A 17,079-nucleotide genomic window follows, 5' to 3' on the forward strand; every position below is an offset into this window, starting at 1 on the left:
TCTAGTTATTGAATAGCCATTGCTCAATGCCTTTTGGATAAACAGGAGATTGAGTGAGTTTTATTTGTTCTCGACTCAGCCACTGTGCGATATAGCGATATCCATTGGTTTCATTACCCTGTATTTCTTGCTTATTGTACACATCCGAATCGACAAATTTGGCATCATATATAAACACAATTTCATGGCCTTGCTGCCCATCAAAGCGAAATAGATTTTCCAATACACAGATAAGTTTTGGCTGTGTTATCTGCTGCTGAATTTCCTCTTCGACTTCTCGTTCTATTGCCTGCACAGAAGTTTCTCCAAACTCAACACCACCACCAATTGGTCTGAAAAAATATTCGTCCTTGTTGGGATCATACGCTTTTGCAAGTAAGACCTTGTCATTGTGGCGAAATAGGCATAACGCTTTGGCGCGAATAGATGTCATTGTTTAGCCTTAATCTGCTGTAAAAACTCAGCTGCTTGTTTCGGGGAGCTTAAATGAACAAATCGAATTTGCTGGTATTGGGGATCATTCATCATCGTCAAATACTTTTTCCGATTTTTAGCATGATGACTAATCATCCATAAAATAATCGAATCTTTAGACAGAAAACTGCTCTTAAAACTTTCTCGATTATTCGAATTCGCCCACAATCTTTTTTGCGTTACTGCTCGACTGATCGCCCGTTTCACTGAGCGATACAGATTCAAGGAAAAGGAATAATCTAACCAAATAATCGTATCAACATATCTCAGCTTCAAATCCTGCGCTCGGGAATAATTACCATCAAGCACCCATCCAGCAGTGGCTTGCTCCATTTGAGCTTGTAATTTAGCAAAAAATTCCTGATCAGGTGTTTCCTGCCAATCATCCAACCAAAACAAATCATCCATTTCAATATGCGCCACAGCCAGCTTTTGAGCAAGCTGACGAGCAAAAGTGGTTTTCCCTGAAGCAGATGTTCCGACAACATTAATAAATTTCATCACTCCCCCCTGATTGTATAACACATGATTTTACTTACACTGATGATGAGTATTTATAAGTGTAGACTTTCTAAAAAACGTCTGGTTTGCGTTGGTGTGGTTAAACGAATAAACCGAATATGCTGATAGTCTGGATGTTGCATCATGGCTAAATATCGCTGCTTATTTTGCGGATATTTCTGCAACATCCACAGAAAGATCGATTTCTTGGAGAACATCATTTTCCAACTCTCTCTGTTGTTTGAATCTTCCCATAATCGTTCTCGACTCAAAGCCCGCCATAAGGTTCGTTTTGTCAGTCGATATAAATTGATCGAAAATGAATAATCCAACCAGATCACCGTATCGACCTCAGACCAAATCCTATCGATACTACGCGTATACAGATTATCAATCACCCAACCTGCGGGTGCCGCGTCCATGCTTGATTTAAGCTTGCCAAAAAAATCATCATTCGGTGACTCCTGCCAGTCATCCAACCAAAGTAAATTATCCAGTTCGATGTATTGTAATTGTTGTTTTTGCGCCAACTGTCGGGCAAGCGTCGATTTACCTGAGCCCGTGGTACCAATAATATTAATAAATTTCATTTGTTATTAGCACAATAAAAAGGCAGGTGAGTTTAAACAACTTGCATCGGCTTGTGAACCAGTCGATGCAAGTTATAAATCAATTACTTATCTCTTGCCGCTTGAATCAGTTTCGCAGCATTGTCCCCTGTCACCTGCCAAGTGAGACAACGCACACTGCCGCCCATTGGACAAACACTTTCAGCATTCACAGGAATAACTTTCTTGCTGGTATTTTGCTGGATAATCGTGAGTGCTTTTTGATCATGCGGCATATTAAAGGTTGGCACATAAATATTGTGATGTGTGACCGTGGTATTCAAATTCACACCACAGGCTGACTCAAAACCCTCCCATTGCCCTTTAGGATTAGTCTTATATTCAACAGGCACTTCCACAATTTTTGCAGTTGGAAAAGAAGCTTTTAACTCCTTCATTACGGTGGTTCTAAATGCTGGTGTTTTTGAATAGTCATTCACAAGCAAAGTATTTTTATCTACCCAACTGACCATACCATCGGAATGTGCCAGCACTTCTTCATCTGGCTCTAGAATGGCAACTTCAGTTGCACCCAACGTGGCTTTTAACTCTTGTTTGGCCTCGTTATAACTAAGCTCATTATCTTCCAAGAAACGTGTGGTAGTAATCACACGACCCGCATAGTCATCAACTAGGTTACCCCCATCTAGCATCAAATCAGTTTTGGCTCTTTGAATTTGATAACGGTCAGCAAATTGGCTAAAACTTTTTTGCACATCTTTACTTTGTTTCTGCGTCATCGACGCCCAAGTATAGGTAAATTGCACGGGCTGCATTGGATTAACCGTGGTGAAGTCGCGCATCCAGATATCACGCACATCATCCACCAGTAAAATGTCTTCTGGCACTTTGCCGGTGAAATACGGTTTGGTGTCTTTATCGACCACAATCACCACATTATCATTACCCAAAATGGACTTGGCGTAATCAATTTGGAAATCGACAATCCGTTGAAAAGCAGACTTGTAATAAGGATCGTGTACAGAAGGCGCAGACAACACCAACAACATTTTGTCATCAGCAACTTGATTGGAATAGGTTTGACTCATCTTGTTTTTATCCTGCTTTGCTGTGCTGTTTTCAACATCCCGTCCAGATGTATCGCATCCAAAAAGTGACAAGATCAATGCCATCGCTGCATAGTGACGCTTGGTTTTTATCATGTGGTTTTGCCCATCATTTCTATCTCTCATTTTCAAGCACTAGTCTAATCGAAGACCCTGCCAGACATATTCAAAAGACACCAAAATTAACGATTGCCGATATTTCCAACTCCATTGGCGAAAAACATCAAACTTGTCAATGTTTATCATCATTGCACTGACATTTAAATTGAGTACACTCGATAAACAACAATTTTAAGGTGATACAAGGAAAACCTATGAGCGAGGCCTACATTATTGATGCCATTCGCACGCCACGCGGAAAAGGAAAAAAAGATGGCTCACTGCATGAAGTTAAACCCATTACTTTACTGACATCATTACTGAATGAATTACAACAACGTCACCAACTAGACACCTCAAAAGTCGATGACATCGTTTTAGGTTGTGTCACTCCAATTGCAGATCAAGGTGGCGATATTGCCAAAACCGCTGCGATTGCCGCAGGGTGGAATGATGATGTAGCAGGTGTGCAAATCAACCGTTTCTGTGCGTCTGGCTTAGAAGCCGTCAATTTGGCAGCACAAAAAGTTCGTTCAGGTTGGGAAGATGTCGTGGTTGCAGGTGGTGTGGAATCCATGTCACGTATCCCAATGGGTTCTGATGGCGGCCCTTGGGCACTTGATCCTGAAACCAACTTAAAATCTTCTTTTGTACCACAAGGCGTTGGTGCAGACCTCATTGCTACTTTAGATGGCTATAGCCGCGAAGATGTTGATGCATTTGCCGTCGGCTCACAACAAAAAGCAGCGGCAGCACAAGCCAACGGTTATTTCGATAAATCCGTGGTGCCTGTTAAAGATCATTCAGGTGTACTGATCTTAGAAAAAGATGAATTTATTCGAGGTGCGACCACAGTTGAAGGCTTGGCAAAACTCAATGCCAGCTTTGAAATGATGGGACAAATGGGCTTCGATGCAGTTGCTCTACAAAAGTATCCAGAAGCGCAAAAAATTAACCATGTACATCATGCGGGTAACTCATCAGGTATCGTTGATGGTGCAGCGGTGGTGTTATTGGCTTCAGAAAAAGCCGTCAAAGAACAAGGCTTAAAACCACGTGCCAAAGTATTGGCAACCGCATTGGTGGGTACAGACCCGACCATCATGCTGACAGGTCCTGCACCTGCTGCACGTAAAGCCTTGGCCAAAGCTGGCTTAACGATTGATGATATTGACCTATTTGAAGTCAATGAAGCATTTGCGGCCGTGGTGATGCGTTTTATCAATGAACTCAACGTTCCAGCCGAGAAAGTCAACGTCAATGGCGGTGCCATTGCCATGGGTCATCCATTGGGTGCGACTGGCGCGATGATTTTAGGCACTTTGCTGGATGAATTAGAGCGTCAAGGTAAAAAACGTGGCTTGGCTACATTATGTGTCGGTGGTGGAATGGGGATCGCCACCATTATTGAGTTGGTGTAAGGAGCACAACATGAGCGCTATTAAATACGAAAAAAACGCTGACAATATTGTAATTCTTACCCTTGATTCATCGGGTCAATCTGCCAATACCATGAATGCAGAATTCCGTGATTCACTCAATGACGTCAGCCAAAAGCTTAAAGCAGAAACCGATCTAAAAGGTATTATTTTCCGTTCTGCCAAGAAAACCTTCTTTGCAGGCGGTGACTTGGATGAGCTGATTCAAGTACAACCTGAACATGCCACTGAATTCTTCAAAATGATTGAAGAGCTCAAAGGTGACTTACGTGCGATTGAAACTTTAGGTGTGCCTGTTGTTGCTGCCTTAAATGGTACGGCACTTGGTGGTGGTTGGGAAATCGCATTAGGTTGTCACTACCGTATTGCCATCAATGATCCAAAAACCAAATTTGGTTTACCTGAAGTGACCTTAGGCTTGCTACCAGGCGGTGGTGGTATCGTGCGGATGGTACGTTTACTTGGCTTACAAAATGCATTTCCATTCTTGATGGAAGGTAAGCAGTTTGGCGTGGATAAAGCAAAATCGCTCGGCTTAGTTCATGACACCGCTGAAAATGAACAAGAGCTGTTAGACAAGGCGATTGCTTGGGTCAAAGCCAATCCGAAATCGCAACAACCTTTTGATGTCAAAGGCTACAAAATTCCAGGCGGCGATCCAAAAACGCCTGCGGTTGCACAAGTGCTTGCAATTGCTCCTGCGATGCTGCGTGATAAAACCAAAGGCTGTTACCCTGCGCCTGAAGCGATCATGGCGGCTGCGGTTGAAGGTGCGCAGGTTGATGTTGATACCGCTTTACGTATCGAATCACGTTACTTTACTCAACTCACAGTCGGTCAGATTTCTAAGAATATGATCGGTACTTTTTGGCATGGTCTCAATGCAATTAAGTCTGGTGCAAGTCGCCCTGCGGATGTTGCAAAATGGCAAGCGACTAAAGTCGGTGTGTTAGGTGCAGGGATGATGGGTGCAGGCATTGCCTATTCAACTGCAATCAAAGGCATTCCTGTCGTCCTCAAAGATGTTTCAGTTGAAAATGCAGAGAAAGGTAAAGCTTACTCACAAAAACTTCTCGATAAGCGTGTTTCTCAAGGGCGTATGAGCGCTGAGAAACGCGACCAAGTCTTAGCATTGATTACCGCAACAGCTGATGCAGCTGACTTGCAAGGCTGTGACCTAATCATCGAAGCAGTATTTGAGAACCAAGATTTAAAAGCCAAAGTGACCCAAGAAGCTGAACAATATTTGGCAGAAGGTGGAATCTTTGCATCGAATACCTCTACCCTACCCATCACTGGTTTGGCGACGGCGAGTAAAGATGCTCAAACGTTCATTGGACTACATTTCTTTAGTCCAGTCGATAAAATGCAATTGGTTGAAATTATCAAAGGTAAACAGACCTCTGCTGATACATTGGCGAAGGCCTACGACTTTGTTCAGCAAATTGCCAAAATCCCAATTGTTGTGAATGACAGCCGTGGCTTCTTTACCAGTCGCGTATTTGGTACTTTCATTCAAGAAGGAATGCGTCTACTTGCAGAAGGTGTGCATCCAGCCAAAATTGAAATGGCCGCTCTCAAAGCAGGTATGCCGGTTGGCCCACTGGCGATTCAGGATGAAGTGTCTTTAACGTTGACTGAGCATGTTGCTGGGGAAACCCGTAAAGCCTTGCAAGCAGAAGGTAAAGATTTGCCAAAAACCCCAGTGGATGAAGTGGTACACACCATGATTCATGAGCTGAACCGTAAAGGTAAGGCTGCGGGTGCAGGTTTCTATGACTATCCTGAAAATGGTAAAAAACATTTATGGGATGGGCTCAGTCGCTGGCAGAAAGAGAACAACATTTCTGAACAAGACATGATTGATCGTTTCCTGTTTGTGCAGGCACTGGATACGTTACGCTGCTATGAAGAAGGTGTTTTAGAATCTGTGATTGATGCCAATGTCGGTTCAATTTTTGGAATTGGCTTTGCCCCTTGGACAGGCGGTGCCATTCAATTCCTGAATCAGAACGGCATTCAAAAATCCTTGCAACGTGCTGAGCAACTGGCGGCACAATATGGTGAACGTTTCACACCACCAAAGTTATTGAGAGAAAAAGCACAGCAAAATACTGTGATCCAATAATCTTGATTTAGCCGAGTCGATTAAGGCCCGTATGGAACTCCTTGTCTGTACGGGCTTTTTCATATGTTCGACAAAATCACAGCAAATCATCTGAGTAATGCATCACAATTTATGCTATAAGTTTAGTAATTCTGCTTTATTTTTTTGCATCATTTGGAAATTTCTTATGTCTGAAAAACTCTGCCCAGAAACTTCGCCTTGGGGCTGGAAAGCATTAATTATCACCACTATTCTTAGTTTTTTGTTTATGGTGATTTTCTACTTGGCTATTAACAATGAACCAGATTATATGCCAATGAATCAGAAGAAAGCGGCAACTCCTGCGGAAATGTCACAATCCTCAATGTCGACAGAAACTGGCTCAACTGAAGCCCATCAACACAATCACTAAAATATTAGGGTCTGTCGACATTTCACCTTACGAGCTATAGCTCTCATTGCGACAGAGAACATTTTTTAGACGATACAAGGCATGTCTTATGCAATTTAGTTATTCTAAATAAATTAAGGCATAACGAAGTAGCGGCAAAAAATGTCCCTGTCCCGCAGGGTTATGGCTAAAACATCAACAGACCCTGTTGTCGAATATGATAAATCCGTGTAAAACATGGGTTTATCATGGTACTCGAGATTTTCAATGCTTCAACAAAATCGTCAGGCACTGGTCGTTGAAGGCGGTGGAATGCGCGGTGCATTCACCAGCGGTGTCTTAGATGCATTTTTACAGCAACAATTTAACCCTTTTGATCTGTGCGTCGGCGTCTCTTCAGGCTCAACCAATGTCGCCAATTACCTTGCCGCACAGCAAGGTCGTACGCTAAATCTCTACCTCGACCACTCGCTTCGTTCTGAATTTATCCAATATGGTCGCTTTTTCAAAGGTGGTGACTTACTGGATTTAAAATGGATGTGGGACATTGTCGAAAAAGAGCATCCGCTCAATCAAGCCCATCTATTTGCCAATCATCCTGAATTTTATATGGTATTAACACATGCCATTTCGGGTGAAGCCACTTATATCAAAGCGTCCAAAGACAATATCCTTGATGGATTAAGAGCCTCGAGCTCGATTCCTGTATTAACACGTCAAGCGGTTGAAGTGTTTGGTGAGCCCTACTTTGATGGGGGTGTTGCCGATGCTTTACCCGTACATTGGGCGGCACAACAGCATGATGTCTCTAAACTCATGGTACTTAGAACTCGCCCGAAAAATTATTATAAGGCCAGCAGTAAAGGTGACCAATTGCTTGCCAAATACCTGTTTAAACAGCAACGTGGTTTTGCGCATAGTCTTTTGACTCGCACACAACGTTATAACGACGCCGTCGAATTTACCCGCTCAGCCGCTAACCAGAAAATTTTGGAAGTGTGTCCCCCTGATTTAAAAAACATGGCAGGTCGTCTTTCTAAGGATAAAGCCAAGATTCGCTATAGTTATGATGTGGGTCTGGAAACAGGCTATAAAGCGATTGAAGACTGGAATACGCTTTAATCCTTATTCAGTCGACTTGGGATGGTGAAGCGGTTTTATTCTTAATACGCTTCCCTCTCTAAAGTATGAGCCCATTGCTGATCACTTTTCCCCAACTCCATATTTTTACTTGGCAAATCAGCCCCAAAAGGCGCAAAATCTAGTTTTGATTTTTGTTATTTTTGGAATTTATTATGAATAACCAACCATCCCCAAAAAAAGATTCAAATGAAGAAACGGTATTGGGATGGAAATTTGTCATCATTGTCGGTGTACTCAGCACTATCTTTTTAAGCTTTTTCTATTTGGCCATGACCCAAGAACCTGATTATATGCCAGGTGCACAACGTAAAGCGCAACAGCAAGAACAGCAACACACTCAACAATCAGCCACTTCTGAAGTCGTAACAGAACAGCATTAACCAGTTTTGCCCCTGACAAACTTCTCTTATTGGGAGTTTGTCATCTGACTGGAAAAAACCAAAGTGTTCATCTTTATTCGTCTTTTCTCCAAAACTTCCACTTATCTTTTGGGCAGATATAGGCTTGCTCTGAGACAGGAACCAATTGCTTCGACGCTAAATCATAGACCTTAAATTGGCATTGCTGGTTTTCATTCTCTCCCAATATTTCATACTCGCGGCCTGCTTGTGGTTTAAATGAAGCTTCCGTATTCTCACATCCATCGACCACTTTGGCTTTGCCCGTAGTCTGCTCTGTACCCACTACAAATCCATGCAGATTGATCGGTTGATTGGCAGTTACCACATATTCCTTATAGGTCACCATCTGATAGGTATTAAAATTCTGCTCAATGTCCTTTTGTATGATTGTGCGTGGCATACCAATCGAATAATTCATATTGATTCGGGTATAGGTTTTGAAAGCATTCCATGCCCCGTAGCCACTTAAATTTTCACGTATCCCTTGTTTTCTACTTTTACAATCAAAAGTATGCTGCATATATATTTGCTGGCCATTTTGGCCATATAAACGAACTCTGGCTTGCGTTGAAGGATTAAAACTGACAACGCCCTTCTGATTGAGTGGACTCTCAAACTCTTTTGCTTCACTTAAATTGGAGAAGACCAAGAGCAAAACAGCGAGATACATTTTGTTTTTCATCATTGGAATGACTCGACTTGTTATTCTTCAATTTTTATTTACAACCCTATCGCATAAGTAACGATATCAACCCATATTGATTGATATCGTTAGATTTATCCAGCAATCAATTCATGTGATTAGCACTTACAACCGATATTCTCGATTGGCATTTGATCTTGCAATAACAACTCCAGACTTTGTTTTTCAATGCCATACATGGCTTTTAAGGCTTGGATTTGCTGCATGATCTTGGCATCTGGTTGCTGAATATCCTTTCGTTTCGTCGCCAAAATCATTTTATTCTTACTGGTATGCTCCAAAGATACAAACTCGAATACTTTGGTTTCATAACCATAAGCTTTTAACAATAAGGCACGTAAAGTATCGGTCAGCATTTCCGCCTGTTGCCCTGCATGAATCCCGAATTGCAACATCGGCTGTAACACCTCTGGACTTTTTAGCTGTGGACGGAGTTCCTTATGGCAACACGGCGCACACATAATCATCGACGCATTCAGACGAATACCAGTATGAATGGCAAAGTCAGTCGCAATATCACAAGCATGTAAGGCGATCATTACATCCAACTTTTCAGGTTGATAACTCCGCACATCCCCTTCAAAAAAATCAAGATGATTAAAACCGGTCTGAGCAGCAACATCTTGGCAAAACTCAACTAAGTTTGAACGCAGTTCAACCCCCGTAATTAACGGTGTTTTCTGTTGTGCTTGTAGATAGTCATACAAGGCAAAGGTTAAATAGCCCTTTCCTGAACCAAAATCGACAATATTCAATTCTTGCTGTGATGCATCAATCTGCTCATAGGCATGCGAAAAGATTTCAATAAATTTATTAATCTGCTTCCACTTACGCGCCATGCTTGGAATGATTTGCCCTTTTTCATCGGTAATACCGAGATACTTTAAAAATGGACTTTGTTGTTGTACATAACGCTGCTTTTCACGATCATGCTGCTGTTGCTCTACTTTGGCTGTAGGCACTTGTTTTTTCTGGCTATTCAACATCGCTTTCTTTTTATTTTTCTTGAGTTGAATATCTTGATCAGAAGTGAATAGATTGGCTTGCTTAGACAGGTTCAATAGCTCAGCAATTTTTTCTAAGCCTTCATCAATCGCATAGTTTTTGGTCATGTCTTGTGTGGTGTAATGATATAAACAAGATAAACTTGCCTGACCCTGTAGTTCAATTACACGGAAAGTCATCTTTTCTAATTGTGCCATTTCGCCTTTGTACTGACTCAAAATCAGACGATCAAAGCTTTTATTTTCAATAGATTGCTGGATATCCAAGAAAAACTGCTGTTCTTGTTCAAAAGAAAATTTCGGCGCAAACATAATGAAAACCTGACAAATAGAAACTAAATTTTAAAGCGTCTTACTTTAAAAGGGAAATTGCATTACGATACAGTTGTATTTTTATGCAACCAGATCGCTTGATGAACACAAACACATTGCTGGACTATGACCCCAAAGAAGAACTGATTAATGCCTATAGTCATGGGGCTGGCGCAGTACTGGCTTTAATTGCCTCAATCTTTTTGATCATCAAAGGCTATGGCCTACCTTTAGGACAATGGATCAGTTTATGGGTCTATGGCTTTAGCTTAGTGCTATTACTGAGTAGTTCCATGCTGTATCACTTTGCCCAGGATGAACGTAAACGCTATTGGTATAAAAAACTGGATCATACCGCGATTTACTATCTGATTGCAGGCACCTATACCCCTTTTCTCAGTATCGCCATCCCGACTGCCAAAGCGCATTATTTACTGATTGCCTTATGGGCCATTGCCCTGATCGGGACACTATTCAAATTGGTCTTCATTCATCGCTTCCAAAAGCTTTCTTTAGCCGCCTATTTAGTCATGGGTTGGCTGGCTATTTTAGTCATGGATGATATGCAACGTTACCTGTCTAAAGAGGCGGTACAACTGCTGATTGCAGGGGGGTTGGCTTATACCATCGGCACATTGTTTTATGCCTTAAAAAAGGTAAGATATACCCACGCAATTTGGCATGTTTTTGTGCTATTAGGCGCAGGATTACACTTTTTGGCAATCTACTGTTATGTATTATAAGCCCATATGTAGCATTAAGTTTTCGAAGTAAAACTGCATATTCAAAAGGAATTTTCAAGACAGCCATTAGGGCTGTTGAGCTTTCATCCATACATTGCTTTATTGGCTAAAAAACACCCTCTATCGCAATGAGAGCTATAGCTCATAAAGTGAAATATCAGCAGTCCTTATATGTTCTTGAATGAATAACATGAAGGTCTTGTATGTCGTCAAGCACTACGACTGCCACTCCAGAAGTGGCCAGCAATTCAAAAGTACGAGTATTATTTGCCAGTCTAGTCGGTACCACGATTGAGTTTTTTGACTTTTATATCTATGCCACAGCAGCAGTATTGATTTTTCCACATTTATTTTTCCCTGAAAGTAGCGATGGTGCTGCGGTACTCAAATCACTGGCAACCTTTGCGATTGCCTTTATTGCTCGTCCCATTGGTGCAGCACTCTTTGGACATCTGGGTGACCGAATCGGACGCAAAGCCACACTGGTTGCAGCCTTGCTCACGATGGGGATTTCAACCGTCTGTATTGGCCTGTTACCGACCTATGCACAAATTGGTTTGGCTGCACCGCTATTGCTTGCCCTATGCCGTCTAGGCCAAGGTTTAGGCTTAGGTGGTGAATGGAGTGGTGCTGTACTGCTAGCCACTGAGAACGCGCCAGAAGGCAAACGTGCTTGGTATGGCATGTTCCCACAATTAGGCGCCCCGATCGGCTTTATCCTTGCGACAGGCTCATTTCTGTTACTCAATGCCTTTATGTCCGAACAAGCCTTTATGACTTGGGGCTGGCGTATTCCATTTATCGCAAGTGCAGTATTGGTTTTGGTCGGTCTCTATATCCGTTTAAAACTACATGAAACCCCCGCTTTTCAAAAGGTCTTGAATAAGCAGAAAGAAGTAAATATCCCTTTTAAAGAAGTGATGACCAAACATTTGCCGATGTTGGTACTTGGAACGATTGCCGCAATCTGTACCTTTGTGGTGTTTTATCTCACCACCGTATTTGCCTTGAACTGGGGAACAACAAAACTCGGCTATGCACGCGGTGACTTCTTGGTATTACAACTGTTTGCAACCCTCTGTTTTGCTGCCTTTATTCCTCTATCTGCAATTTTTGCAGAGAAATTTGGTCGTAAAAATACTTCTATTGTCGTGTGTATTCTTTCAGCCTTGTTCGGACTGTGTTTTGCGCCACTACTCGGCTCAGGTAGCCCAATTCTGGTGTTCTTGTTCTTATGTATCGGTCTTTCGATTATGGGCTTGACCTATGGCCCAATCGGTACGGTCCTGTCTGAGATTTTTCCAACCTCAGTTCGTTATACAGGTTCAGCTTTAACCTTTAACTTGGCTGGTATTTTTGGTGCATCCTTTGCACCGTATATTGCGACTAAGTTGGCAGAAAGTTATGGCTTAGGCGCAGTGGGTTTGTACCTCAGCTTAGCGTCGATCCTCTCTTTAATTGCATTTTTAATGATTCGTGAAACCAAACATGATGATGTAAATAACCAAATTTAATCATTATTTTTTCAGATGATCTGAGAAATATCACCGCTCAGATCATCTGAAATACCATTTAATTTCATAGTTTTTATCTTATAAAGTTGCTTTTACAACTGCATTCTTCCAAATATCTTTTGTGCTAAAATAACCGCCTTCATTTTTTTTAGACGATTGTGTTATGTACGCAGTGATTATCGTTGCCGTATTTTTAGTCAGCTTTTTGTATACTTATTTACGAGGCAAAGAACGATTAAAAGCATCTCGACAATTATTTGACCATTCGACATTTTTAGCGCCAATCAATATGTTTATGACTGGCTTTTCTAAATTGCCGAACCAACCTTTCTTCGATGTAGCGCAGTTTCCTGAACTCAAACCACTACAAGATAATTGGCAAGTGATTCGTGAAGAGGCCATCCAACTACAGAACCAAATTAAAGCGTCTGAAAAAAACAATGATGCCGGCTTTAACACCTTTTTTAAACGCGGTTGGAAACGCTTTTATCTGAAATGGTATCAAGACAGCCATCCATCAGCGCAACAGCTTTGCCCAAAAACAGTTGCCTTATTGGAAAGCATTCCGTCAGTCAAAGCCGCCATGTTTACCGAACTCCCTTCTGGCAGTTACTTGGGTAAGCACCGAGACCCTTATGCAGGTTCAGTACGTTATCACCTCGGTCTCGTGACACCCAATAGCGATGATTGCTTTATTGAAGTCGATCAAGAGCGTTATAGCTGGCGAGATGGTGAAGCCACAGTCTTTGATGAAACCTTTGTGCATTGGGCCGAAAATAAAACCGATGAAACTCGTATTATCTTATTCTGTGATATCGAACGTCCGATGAAATGGGGTTGGGCACAGACATTCAATCACTGGTTTGGTCGCAATGTCATGTCTGCGGCAAGCTCACCCAATGATGACCAAGACAAAACTGGTTTTATCAACCGTATTTTCAAATATGGTTATGCCGTGCATCACTATGGTCGTGGCTTAAAAGAGCGCAATCGCCCACTCTACTATGTATCCAAATGGTTGCTATTTGCTATTTTAATCGGTCTAATTTTGCTCCCAAGCTTTTTATAATAAAATTCATTCATAAAAAAAGAGATGCGATTGCATCTCTTTTTTATTTCAAACCAATTGAAATTAATTTGCTTTTGCAGTCTGTGTACCTGCGGTTTGTGCCGCCGCAGCGTTGGCCGCTTGAACAGCTGTTTCACCAATTAAAGCAACCTTGGCTTTCTCTTGGCTCTGTGCAGATAATGCAGGATTTGATGCCACAATACGGTTGATATTGGCAGAGTTTGCAGGCGCAATTGCAGCCGTTTGCAATACGATTGGACGGTTGCCTGTATCACCTAGAGTATAGCGAATGCCAGTACGTGGACTAATCACAGTTGTGACTTCACGCTTGACTTGTGCTTCAGCTGTATTGGTGCCTTTTGCCGCTAAGACTTTATCCACAGTCGTGGTTTGTGGCGCATCGTCTGCAAATGCAAAACCCGATACCGCCGCACTTGCCAAAATTAAAAGTTGTAATGGTTTTTTCATTGTCTTCCCGCTTTTAATGCGAACTCAATCAAGATCTGTAAGTCCAATAATGAAACTACAAAGCGTCTCTGGACTCAAGTAAATTCTCGTAAAAAAAGCAGAGGCCCATGCTCTGCTTTTTTATTTCAGCCTAAATCAAGTCGAAACTTAGATTTTACCGTGACATTGCTTATACTTTAAGCCTGAACCGCATGGGCAAGGTGCATTACGACTTTCAGGTACTGGGAATGCAGTATCACCTACATTTTCAATCTCTTCAGAAGCCGTCACTTCGCCCGTTAAACCATCAACATCATCATGTTCAAACGACAGACGCATTGATTCCGCCTGACGTTGTTGCTGTGCTTCAAGTTCTGCCAATTCTTCTGCCGTTGGTACATGAACACGAGAGAGATCGGTCACAACATCGGACTTGATCACACCCAACATATTTACAAACAAGTTGAATGCTTCTTTCTTGTACTCTTGCTCAGGATTTTTCTGTGCGTAGCCACGTAAATGAATCCCTTGACGTAAATAGTCCATCGCAGCCAAATGATCTTTCCAATGGCGATCAAGTGAGTTCAACATAAAGTGGCGTTCCAACATTGCTGCTGAATCATCCCCCATTTGCTCACGACGTTGGCGGTAGCGATTAATGACTTCATCAGAAATCCGAGCCACTAAACCTTCTTCATCCAAACGACGATCTTGGTCTAACCATTGCTGTACAGGCAGCTCAATACCTAAATCACTCTGTAAGGCACTTTCCAAGCCTTCGATATCCCATTGGTCATGAATCGACTCTGGTGGAATAAAGTTTGCGATCAGACCTTTCACCACTTCCTGATGCATTTCTTCAATATAATCTTGAAGTGTGCTTTCAGCTAAAACTTCATCACGTTGTGAATAAATGATTTTACGCTGTTCGTTGTTCACATCATCGTACTTCAATAAGTTCTTACGAATATCAAAGTTACGTGCCTCAACTTTACGCTGTGCATTTTCGATTGAACGACTGACCATTTTGTGTTCAATTGCTTCACTTTCTTGCAAGCCCATTGCACGCATCATGGCAACCACGCGATCACCCGCGAAGATACGCATCAAATCATCTTCAAGTGACAAATAGAAGCGAGATACACCTGGGTCACCTTGACGGCCTGCACGACCACGCAACTGGTTATCAATACGGCGTGATTCATGACGCTCTGAACCAATGATATGTAAACCACCTGAACTTAAAACGTCTTCGTGATCTTTTTCCCACTGTGCCTGTAAGCGTGCTTCATCTTCTGGGGTTGGGTTTTCAATTTTGGCAAGCTTGGCTTTCCAGTTACCACCCAGCAAAATATCGGTACCACGACCCGCCATGTTGGTCGCAATCGTTACCGCATTTGGACTACCCGCTTGCGCAATAATATCTGCTTCACGTTCATGCTGTTTTGCGTTCAAGACTTCGTGATGGATACCCGCTTGTAGCAATTTAGAAGACAAGATTTCACTGGCTTCAATCGTTGCTGTACCAATCAAGATCGGTGCAACACCCTGCTGACGAATATTGGTAATTTCTTCAATAATCGCAGTGTATTTACCATTCCGGTTTAAATAAATTAAATCGTTATGATCCTTACGAACCATTGGACGGTGTGTTGGAATAATCACAACGTCTAGGCCATAAATTTCTTTCATTTCAGCAGCTTCAGTATCGGCAGTACCGGTCATCCCTGAAAGCTTTTTATAAAGACGGAAATAGTTCTGGAAAGTTGTGGTTGCAAGCGTTTGGTTTTCAGGTTGAATTTCCATGTTTTCTTTGGCTTCAACCGCTTGATGCAGACCTTCAGACCAACGACGACCTGGCATGGTACGACCCGTGCTTTCATCCACAATAATGACTTCTTCTTTTTGCGTCTGTGGATTTACACCGATAATGTAATGCACGTTCTTTTGATAAAGATAATGCGCACGAATCGCAGCGGTGACATGGTGAACCAAGTTGAGGTTAGTTGCTGAATACAGACTCTCACCCTCAGCCAACAAGCCCATTTCAATCAGTTTTTGTTCAACTGTTTCATAACCAACTTCAGTCATTTCAACTGAGCGTTGTTTCTCATCAACCCAGAAATGTCCGCCATCAGCCACTTTTTCTTCTTTCTGTGGACGTAATGTTGGAGGAATACTGTTAATCAGTTGATAAAGATGAGATGAATCTTCACTTTGACCTGAAATAATCAACGGCGTACGTGCTTCGTCAATCAAGATTGAGTCGACTTCATCGATGATGGCATAACTTAAACCGCGTTGCTTTTTCTCTTGCAGAGAAAACACCATGTTGTCACGAAGATAGTCGAAACCAAATTCATTGTTAGTTCCGTAGGTAATGTCGGAAGTATAGGCTTGTGCTTTTTCATCTGGCATTTGCATCGAGTAAATCACACCAATGCTAAGACCTAAAAATTCGAATAATGGACGGTTTAACTCAGCATCACGTTGTGCCAAGTAGTCGTTCACTGTAATCACATGAACGCCTTGACCACTTAATGCATTGAGATAACAAGCCAAAGTACCCATCAGGGTTTTACCTTCACCTGTACGCATTTCGGCAATCTTACCTTCGTGTAAGGTAATACCACCAATCAACTGCACGTCATAATGGCGCATGCCCATGACGCGTTTTGCTGCTTCACGACACACCGCAAACGCTTCTGGCATAAGCTTATCTAAACTTTCGCCATTACTAAAACGTTGTTTGAATTCTGGAGTTTTTGCAGAGAGGTCTGCATCGTTAAGAGCAGATATCGTCGGTTCAAGCGCATTAATTTGTTCAACAATTTTACGCATGCGTTTGAGCTCACGCTCATTTTTTGTACCGAAGATACCTCCGATCAGACTTGCCAACATGAATAAACTCTCTAATCCTGTTTGTTATAAGGTTTGTCAATTTCAACAAACCCTAGGTCGGTTAATTTTTTCTTAGCTGTTATTATGGAGTCAGAAATAAGAACTACAAGTGCTTTGCATTCAAACAGGCAAAAAAATCTGCGAGGCGATTCTGAC

At 42.0% G+C, this 17,079-nt stretch carries 16 protein-coding genes; 8 read left to right on the forward strand and 8 right to left on the reverse strand.

The annotated features are described in order from the left end of the window. Position 1 precedes the first annotated feature (1 nt). The 4 genes from V6E90_RS14350 to V6E90_RS14365 form a co-directional block, all read right to left on the reverse strand. Complete coding sequence (locus tag V6E90_RS14350) at positions 2-433, reverse strand: NUDIX hydrolase (protein ID WP_016540624.1); 432 nt, start codon at positions 431-433, stop codon at positions 2-4. Continuing rightward, positions 430-975 (reverse strand): adenylate kinase, encoded by a 546-nt coding sequence (locus V6E90_RS14355; RefSeq protein WP_332605732.1) that lies wholly within the window; start codon positions 973-975, stop codon positions 430-432. The genes V6E90_RS14350 and V6E90_RS14355 overlap by 4 nt, the downstream gene beginning before the upstream one ends. Before the next feature lie 53 nt (positions 976-1,028). Then, positions 1,029-1,565, reverse strand: a complete 537-nt coding sequence (locus V6E90_RS14360; protein ID WP_016540626.1) for an AAA family ATPase — start codon at positions 1,563-1,565, stop codon at positions 1,029-1,031. Positions 1,566-1,648: 83 nt separating this feature from the next. After that, on the reverse strand, positions 1,649-2,746 hold the full coding sequence (locus V6E90_RS14365; protein WP_332605734.1) for an agmatine deiminase family protein: 1,098 nt from the start codon (positions 2,744-2,746) through the stop codon (positions 1,649-1,651). A 218-nt stretch (positions 2,747-2,964) separates the two neighbouring features. Here V6E90_RS14365 and V6E90_RS14370 point away from each other — a divergent pair, with 218 nt between their 5' ends. The 5 genes from V6E90_RS14370 to V6E90_RS14390 all read left to right on the forward strand — a co-directional run bounded on the left by V6E90_RS14370 (position 2,965) and on the right by V6E90_RS14390 (position 8,209). Beyond that, complete coding sequence (locus V6E90_RS14370; RefSeq protein WP_016540628.1) at positions 2,965-4,170, forward strand: acetyl-CoA C-acetyltransferase; 1,206 nt, start codon at positions 2,965-2,967, stop codon at positions 4,168-4,170. Between the two features lie 10 nt (positions 4,171-4,180). After that, complete coding sequence (locus tag V6E90_RS14375; RefSeq protein ID WP_016540629.1) at positions 4,181-6,316, forward strand: 3-hydroxyacyl-CoA dehydrogenase NAD-binding domain-containing protein; 2,136 nt, start codon at positions 4,181-4,183, stop codon at positions 6,314-6,316. Between the two features lie 166 nt (positions 6,317-6,482). Continuing rightward, positions 6,483-6,707 (forward strand): hypothetical protein, encoded by a 225-nt coding sequence (locus tag V6E90_RS14380; protein ID WP_005244151.1) that lies wholly within the window; start codon positions 6,483-6,485, stop codon positions 6,705-6,707. Positions 6,708-6,953: 246 nt separating this feature from the next. After that, positions 6,954-7,808 (forward strand): patatin-like phospholipase family protein, encoded by an 855-nt coding sequence (locus V6E90_RS14385; protein WP_016540630.1) that lies wholly within the window; start codon positions 6,954-6,956, stop codon positions 7,806-7,808. A 173-nt stretch (positions 7,809-7,981) separates the two neighbouring features. Then, positions 7,982-8,209: a hypothetical protein gene (locus V6E90_RS14390; RefSeq protein ID WP_016660169.1), complete on the forward strand. Its 228-nt coding sequence runs from the start codon at positions 7,982-7,984 to the stop codon at positions 8,207-8,209. 73 nt (positions 8,210-8,282) lie between these two features. Here the strand turns inward: V6E90_RS14390 and V6E90_RS14395 are convergent, their stop codons facing one another. Both V6E90_RS14395 and V6E90_RS14400 read right to left on the reverse strand, forming a co-directional pair. After that, positions 8,283-8,915 carry a hypothetical protein gene (locus V6E90_RS14395; protein ID WP_016660168.1) on the reverse strand — a complete coding sequence of 211 codons (633 nt, stop codon included), beginning with the start codon at positions 8,913-8,915 and terminating at the stop codon, positions 8,283-8,285. A 116-nt stretch (positions 8,916-9,031) separates the two neighbouring features. Next, a complete protein-coding gene (locus V6E90_RS14400; RefSeq protein ID WP_332605739.1) occupies positions 9,032-10,249 on the reverse strand; it encodes a class I SAM-dependent methyltransferase in 1,218 nt (405 codons plus the stop codon). 101 nt (positions 10,250-10,350) lie between these two features. On the opposite strand from V6E90_RS14400, the gene trhA reads away from it, so the two are divergent. The 3 genes from trhA (at position 10,351) to lpxO (ending at position 13,575) form a co-directional block, all read left to right on the forward strand. Continuing rightward, positions 10,351-10,992, forward strand: coding sequence for a PAQR family membrane homeostasis protein TrhA (gene trhA, locus V6E90_RS14405; protein WP_332605740.1), 642 nt, complete (start codon positions 10,351-10,353; stop codon positions 10,990-10,992). Between the two features lie 203 nt (positions 10,993-11,195). Next, the gene (locus V6E90_RS14410; RefSeq protein WP_016540633.1) at positions 11,196-12,506 is read left to right on the forward strand and encodes an MFS transporter; all 1,311 of its coding nucleotides are present in this window, start codon (positions 11,196-11,198) and stop codon (positions 12,504-12,506) included. A gap of 163 nt (positions 12,507-12,669) precedes the next feature. After that, the gene (gene lpxO, locus V6E90_RS14415; protein WP_023271381.1) at positions 12,670-13,575 is read left to right on the forward strand and encodes a lipid A hydroxylase LpxO; all 906 of its coding nucleotides are present in this window, start codon (positions 12,670-12,672) and stop codon (positions 13,573-13,575) included. A 63-nt stretch (positions 13,576-13,638) separates the two neighbouring features. Here lpxO and V6E90_RS14420 read toward each other — a convergent pair whose 3' ends face one another. Next, positions 13,639-14,043, reverse strand: a complete 405-nt coding sequence (locus tag V6E90_RS14420) for a hypothetical protein (RefSeq protein ID WP_016540634.1) — start codon at positions 14,041-14,043, stop codon at positions 13,639-13,641. 147 nt (positions 14,044-14,190) lie between these two features. After that, positions 14,191-16,923 carry a preprotein translocase subunit SecA gene (secA, locus tag V6E90_RS14425; RefSeq protein ID WP_016540635.1) on the reverse strand — a complete coding sequence of 911 codons (2,733 nt, stop codon included), beginning with the start codon at positions 16,921-16,923 and terminating at the stop codon, positions 14,191-14,193. Positions 16,924-17,079: the final 156 nt, after the last annotated feature.

Origin of the sequence: Acinetobacter sp. ESBL14, assembly GCF_036668815.1 — a bacterium.
Lineage (GTDB): Bacteria > Pseudomonadota > Gammaproteobacteria > Pseudomonadales > Moraxellaceae > Acinetobacter > Acinetobacter gyllenbergii.

What these genes read in the sequence shown, in the direction of transcription:
- V6E90_RS14350 (WP_016540624.1), bottom strand. Translation starts at nt 433, where the DNA reads ATGACATCTATTCGCGCCAAAGCGTTATGCCTATTTCGCCACAATGAC.
- V6E90_RS14355 (WP_332605732.1), bottom strand. Translation starts at nt 975, where the DNA reads ATGAAATTTATTAATGTTGTCGGAACATCTGCTTCAGGGAAAACCACT.
- V6E90_RS14360 (WP_016540626.1), bottom strand. Translation starts at nt 1,565, where the DNA reads ATGAAATTTATTAATATTATTGGTACCACGGGCTCAGGTAAATCGACG.
- V6E90_RS14365 (WP_332605734.1), bottom strand. Translation starts at nt 2,746, where the DNA reads ATGATAAAAACCAAGCGTCACTATGCAGCGATGGCATTGATCTTGTCA.
- V6E90_RS14370 (WP_016540628.1), top strand. Translation starts at nt 2,965, where the DNA reads ATGAGCGAGGCCTACATTATTGATGCCATTCGCACGCCACGCGGAAAA.
- V6E90_RS14375 (WP_016540629.1), top strand. Translation starts at nt 4,181, where the DNA reads ATGAGCGCTATTAAATACGAAAAAAACGCTGACAATATTGTAATTCTT.
- V6E90_RS14380 (WP_005244151.1), top strand. Translation starts at nt 6,483, where the DNA reads ATGTCTGAAAAACTCTGCCCAGAAACTTCGCCTTGGGGCTGGAAAGCA.
- V6E90_RS14385 (WP_016540630.1), top strand. Translation starts at nt 6,954, where the DNA reads ATGCTTCAACAAAATCGTCAGGCACTGGTCGTTGAAGGCGGTGGAATG.
- V6E90_RS14390 (WP_016660169.1), top strand. Translation starts at nt 7,982, where the DNA reads ATGAATAACCAACCATCCCCAAAAAAAGATTCAAATGAAGAAACGGTA.
- V6E90_RS14395 (WP_016660168.1), bottom strand. Translation starts at nt 8,915, where the DNA reads ATGATGAAAAACAAAATGTATCTCGCTGTTTTGCTCTTGGTCTTCTCC.
- V6E90_RS14400 (WP_332605739.1), bottom strand. Translation starts at nt 10,249, where the DNA reads ATGTTTGCGCCGAAATTTTCTTTTGAACAAGAACAGCAGTTTTTCTTG.
- trhA (WP_332605740.1), top strand. Translation starts at nt 10,351, where the DNA reads ATGAACACAAACACATTGCTGGACTATGACCCCAAAGAAGAACTGATT.
- V6E90_RS14410 (WP_016540633.1), top strand. Translation starts at nt 11,196, where the DNA reads ATGTCGTCAAGCACTACGACTGCCACTCCAGAAGTGGCCAGCAATTCA.
- lpxO (WP_023271381.1), top strand. Translation starts at nt 12,670, where the DNA reads ATGTACGCAGTGATTATCGTTGCCGTATTTTTAGTCAGCTTTTTGTAT.
- V6E90_RS14420 (WP_016540634.1), bottom strand. Translation starts at nt 14,043, where the DNA reads ATGAAAAAACCATTACAACTTTTAATTTTGGCAAGTGCGGCGGTATCG.
- secA (WP_016540635.1), bottom strand. Translation starts at nt 16,923, where the DNA reads ATGTTGGCAAGTCTGATCGGAGGTATCTTCGGTACAAAAAATGAGCGT.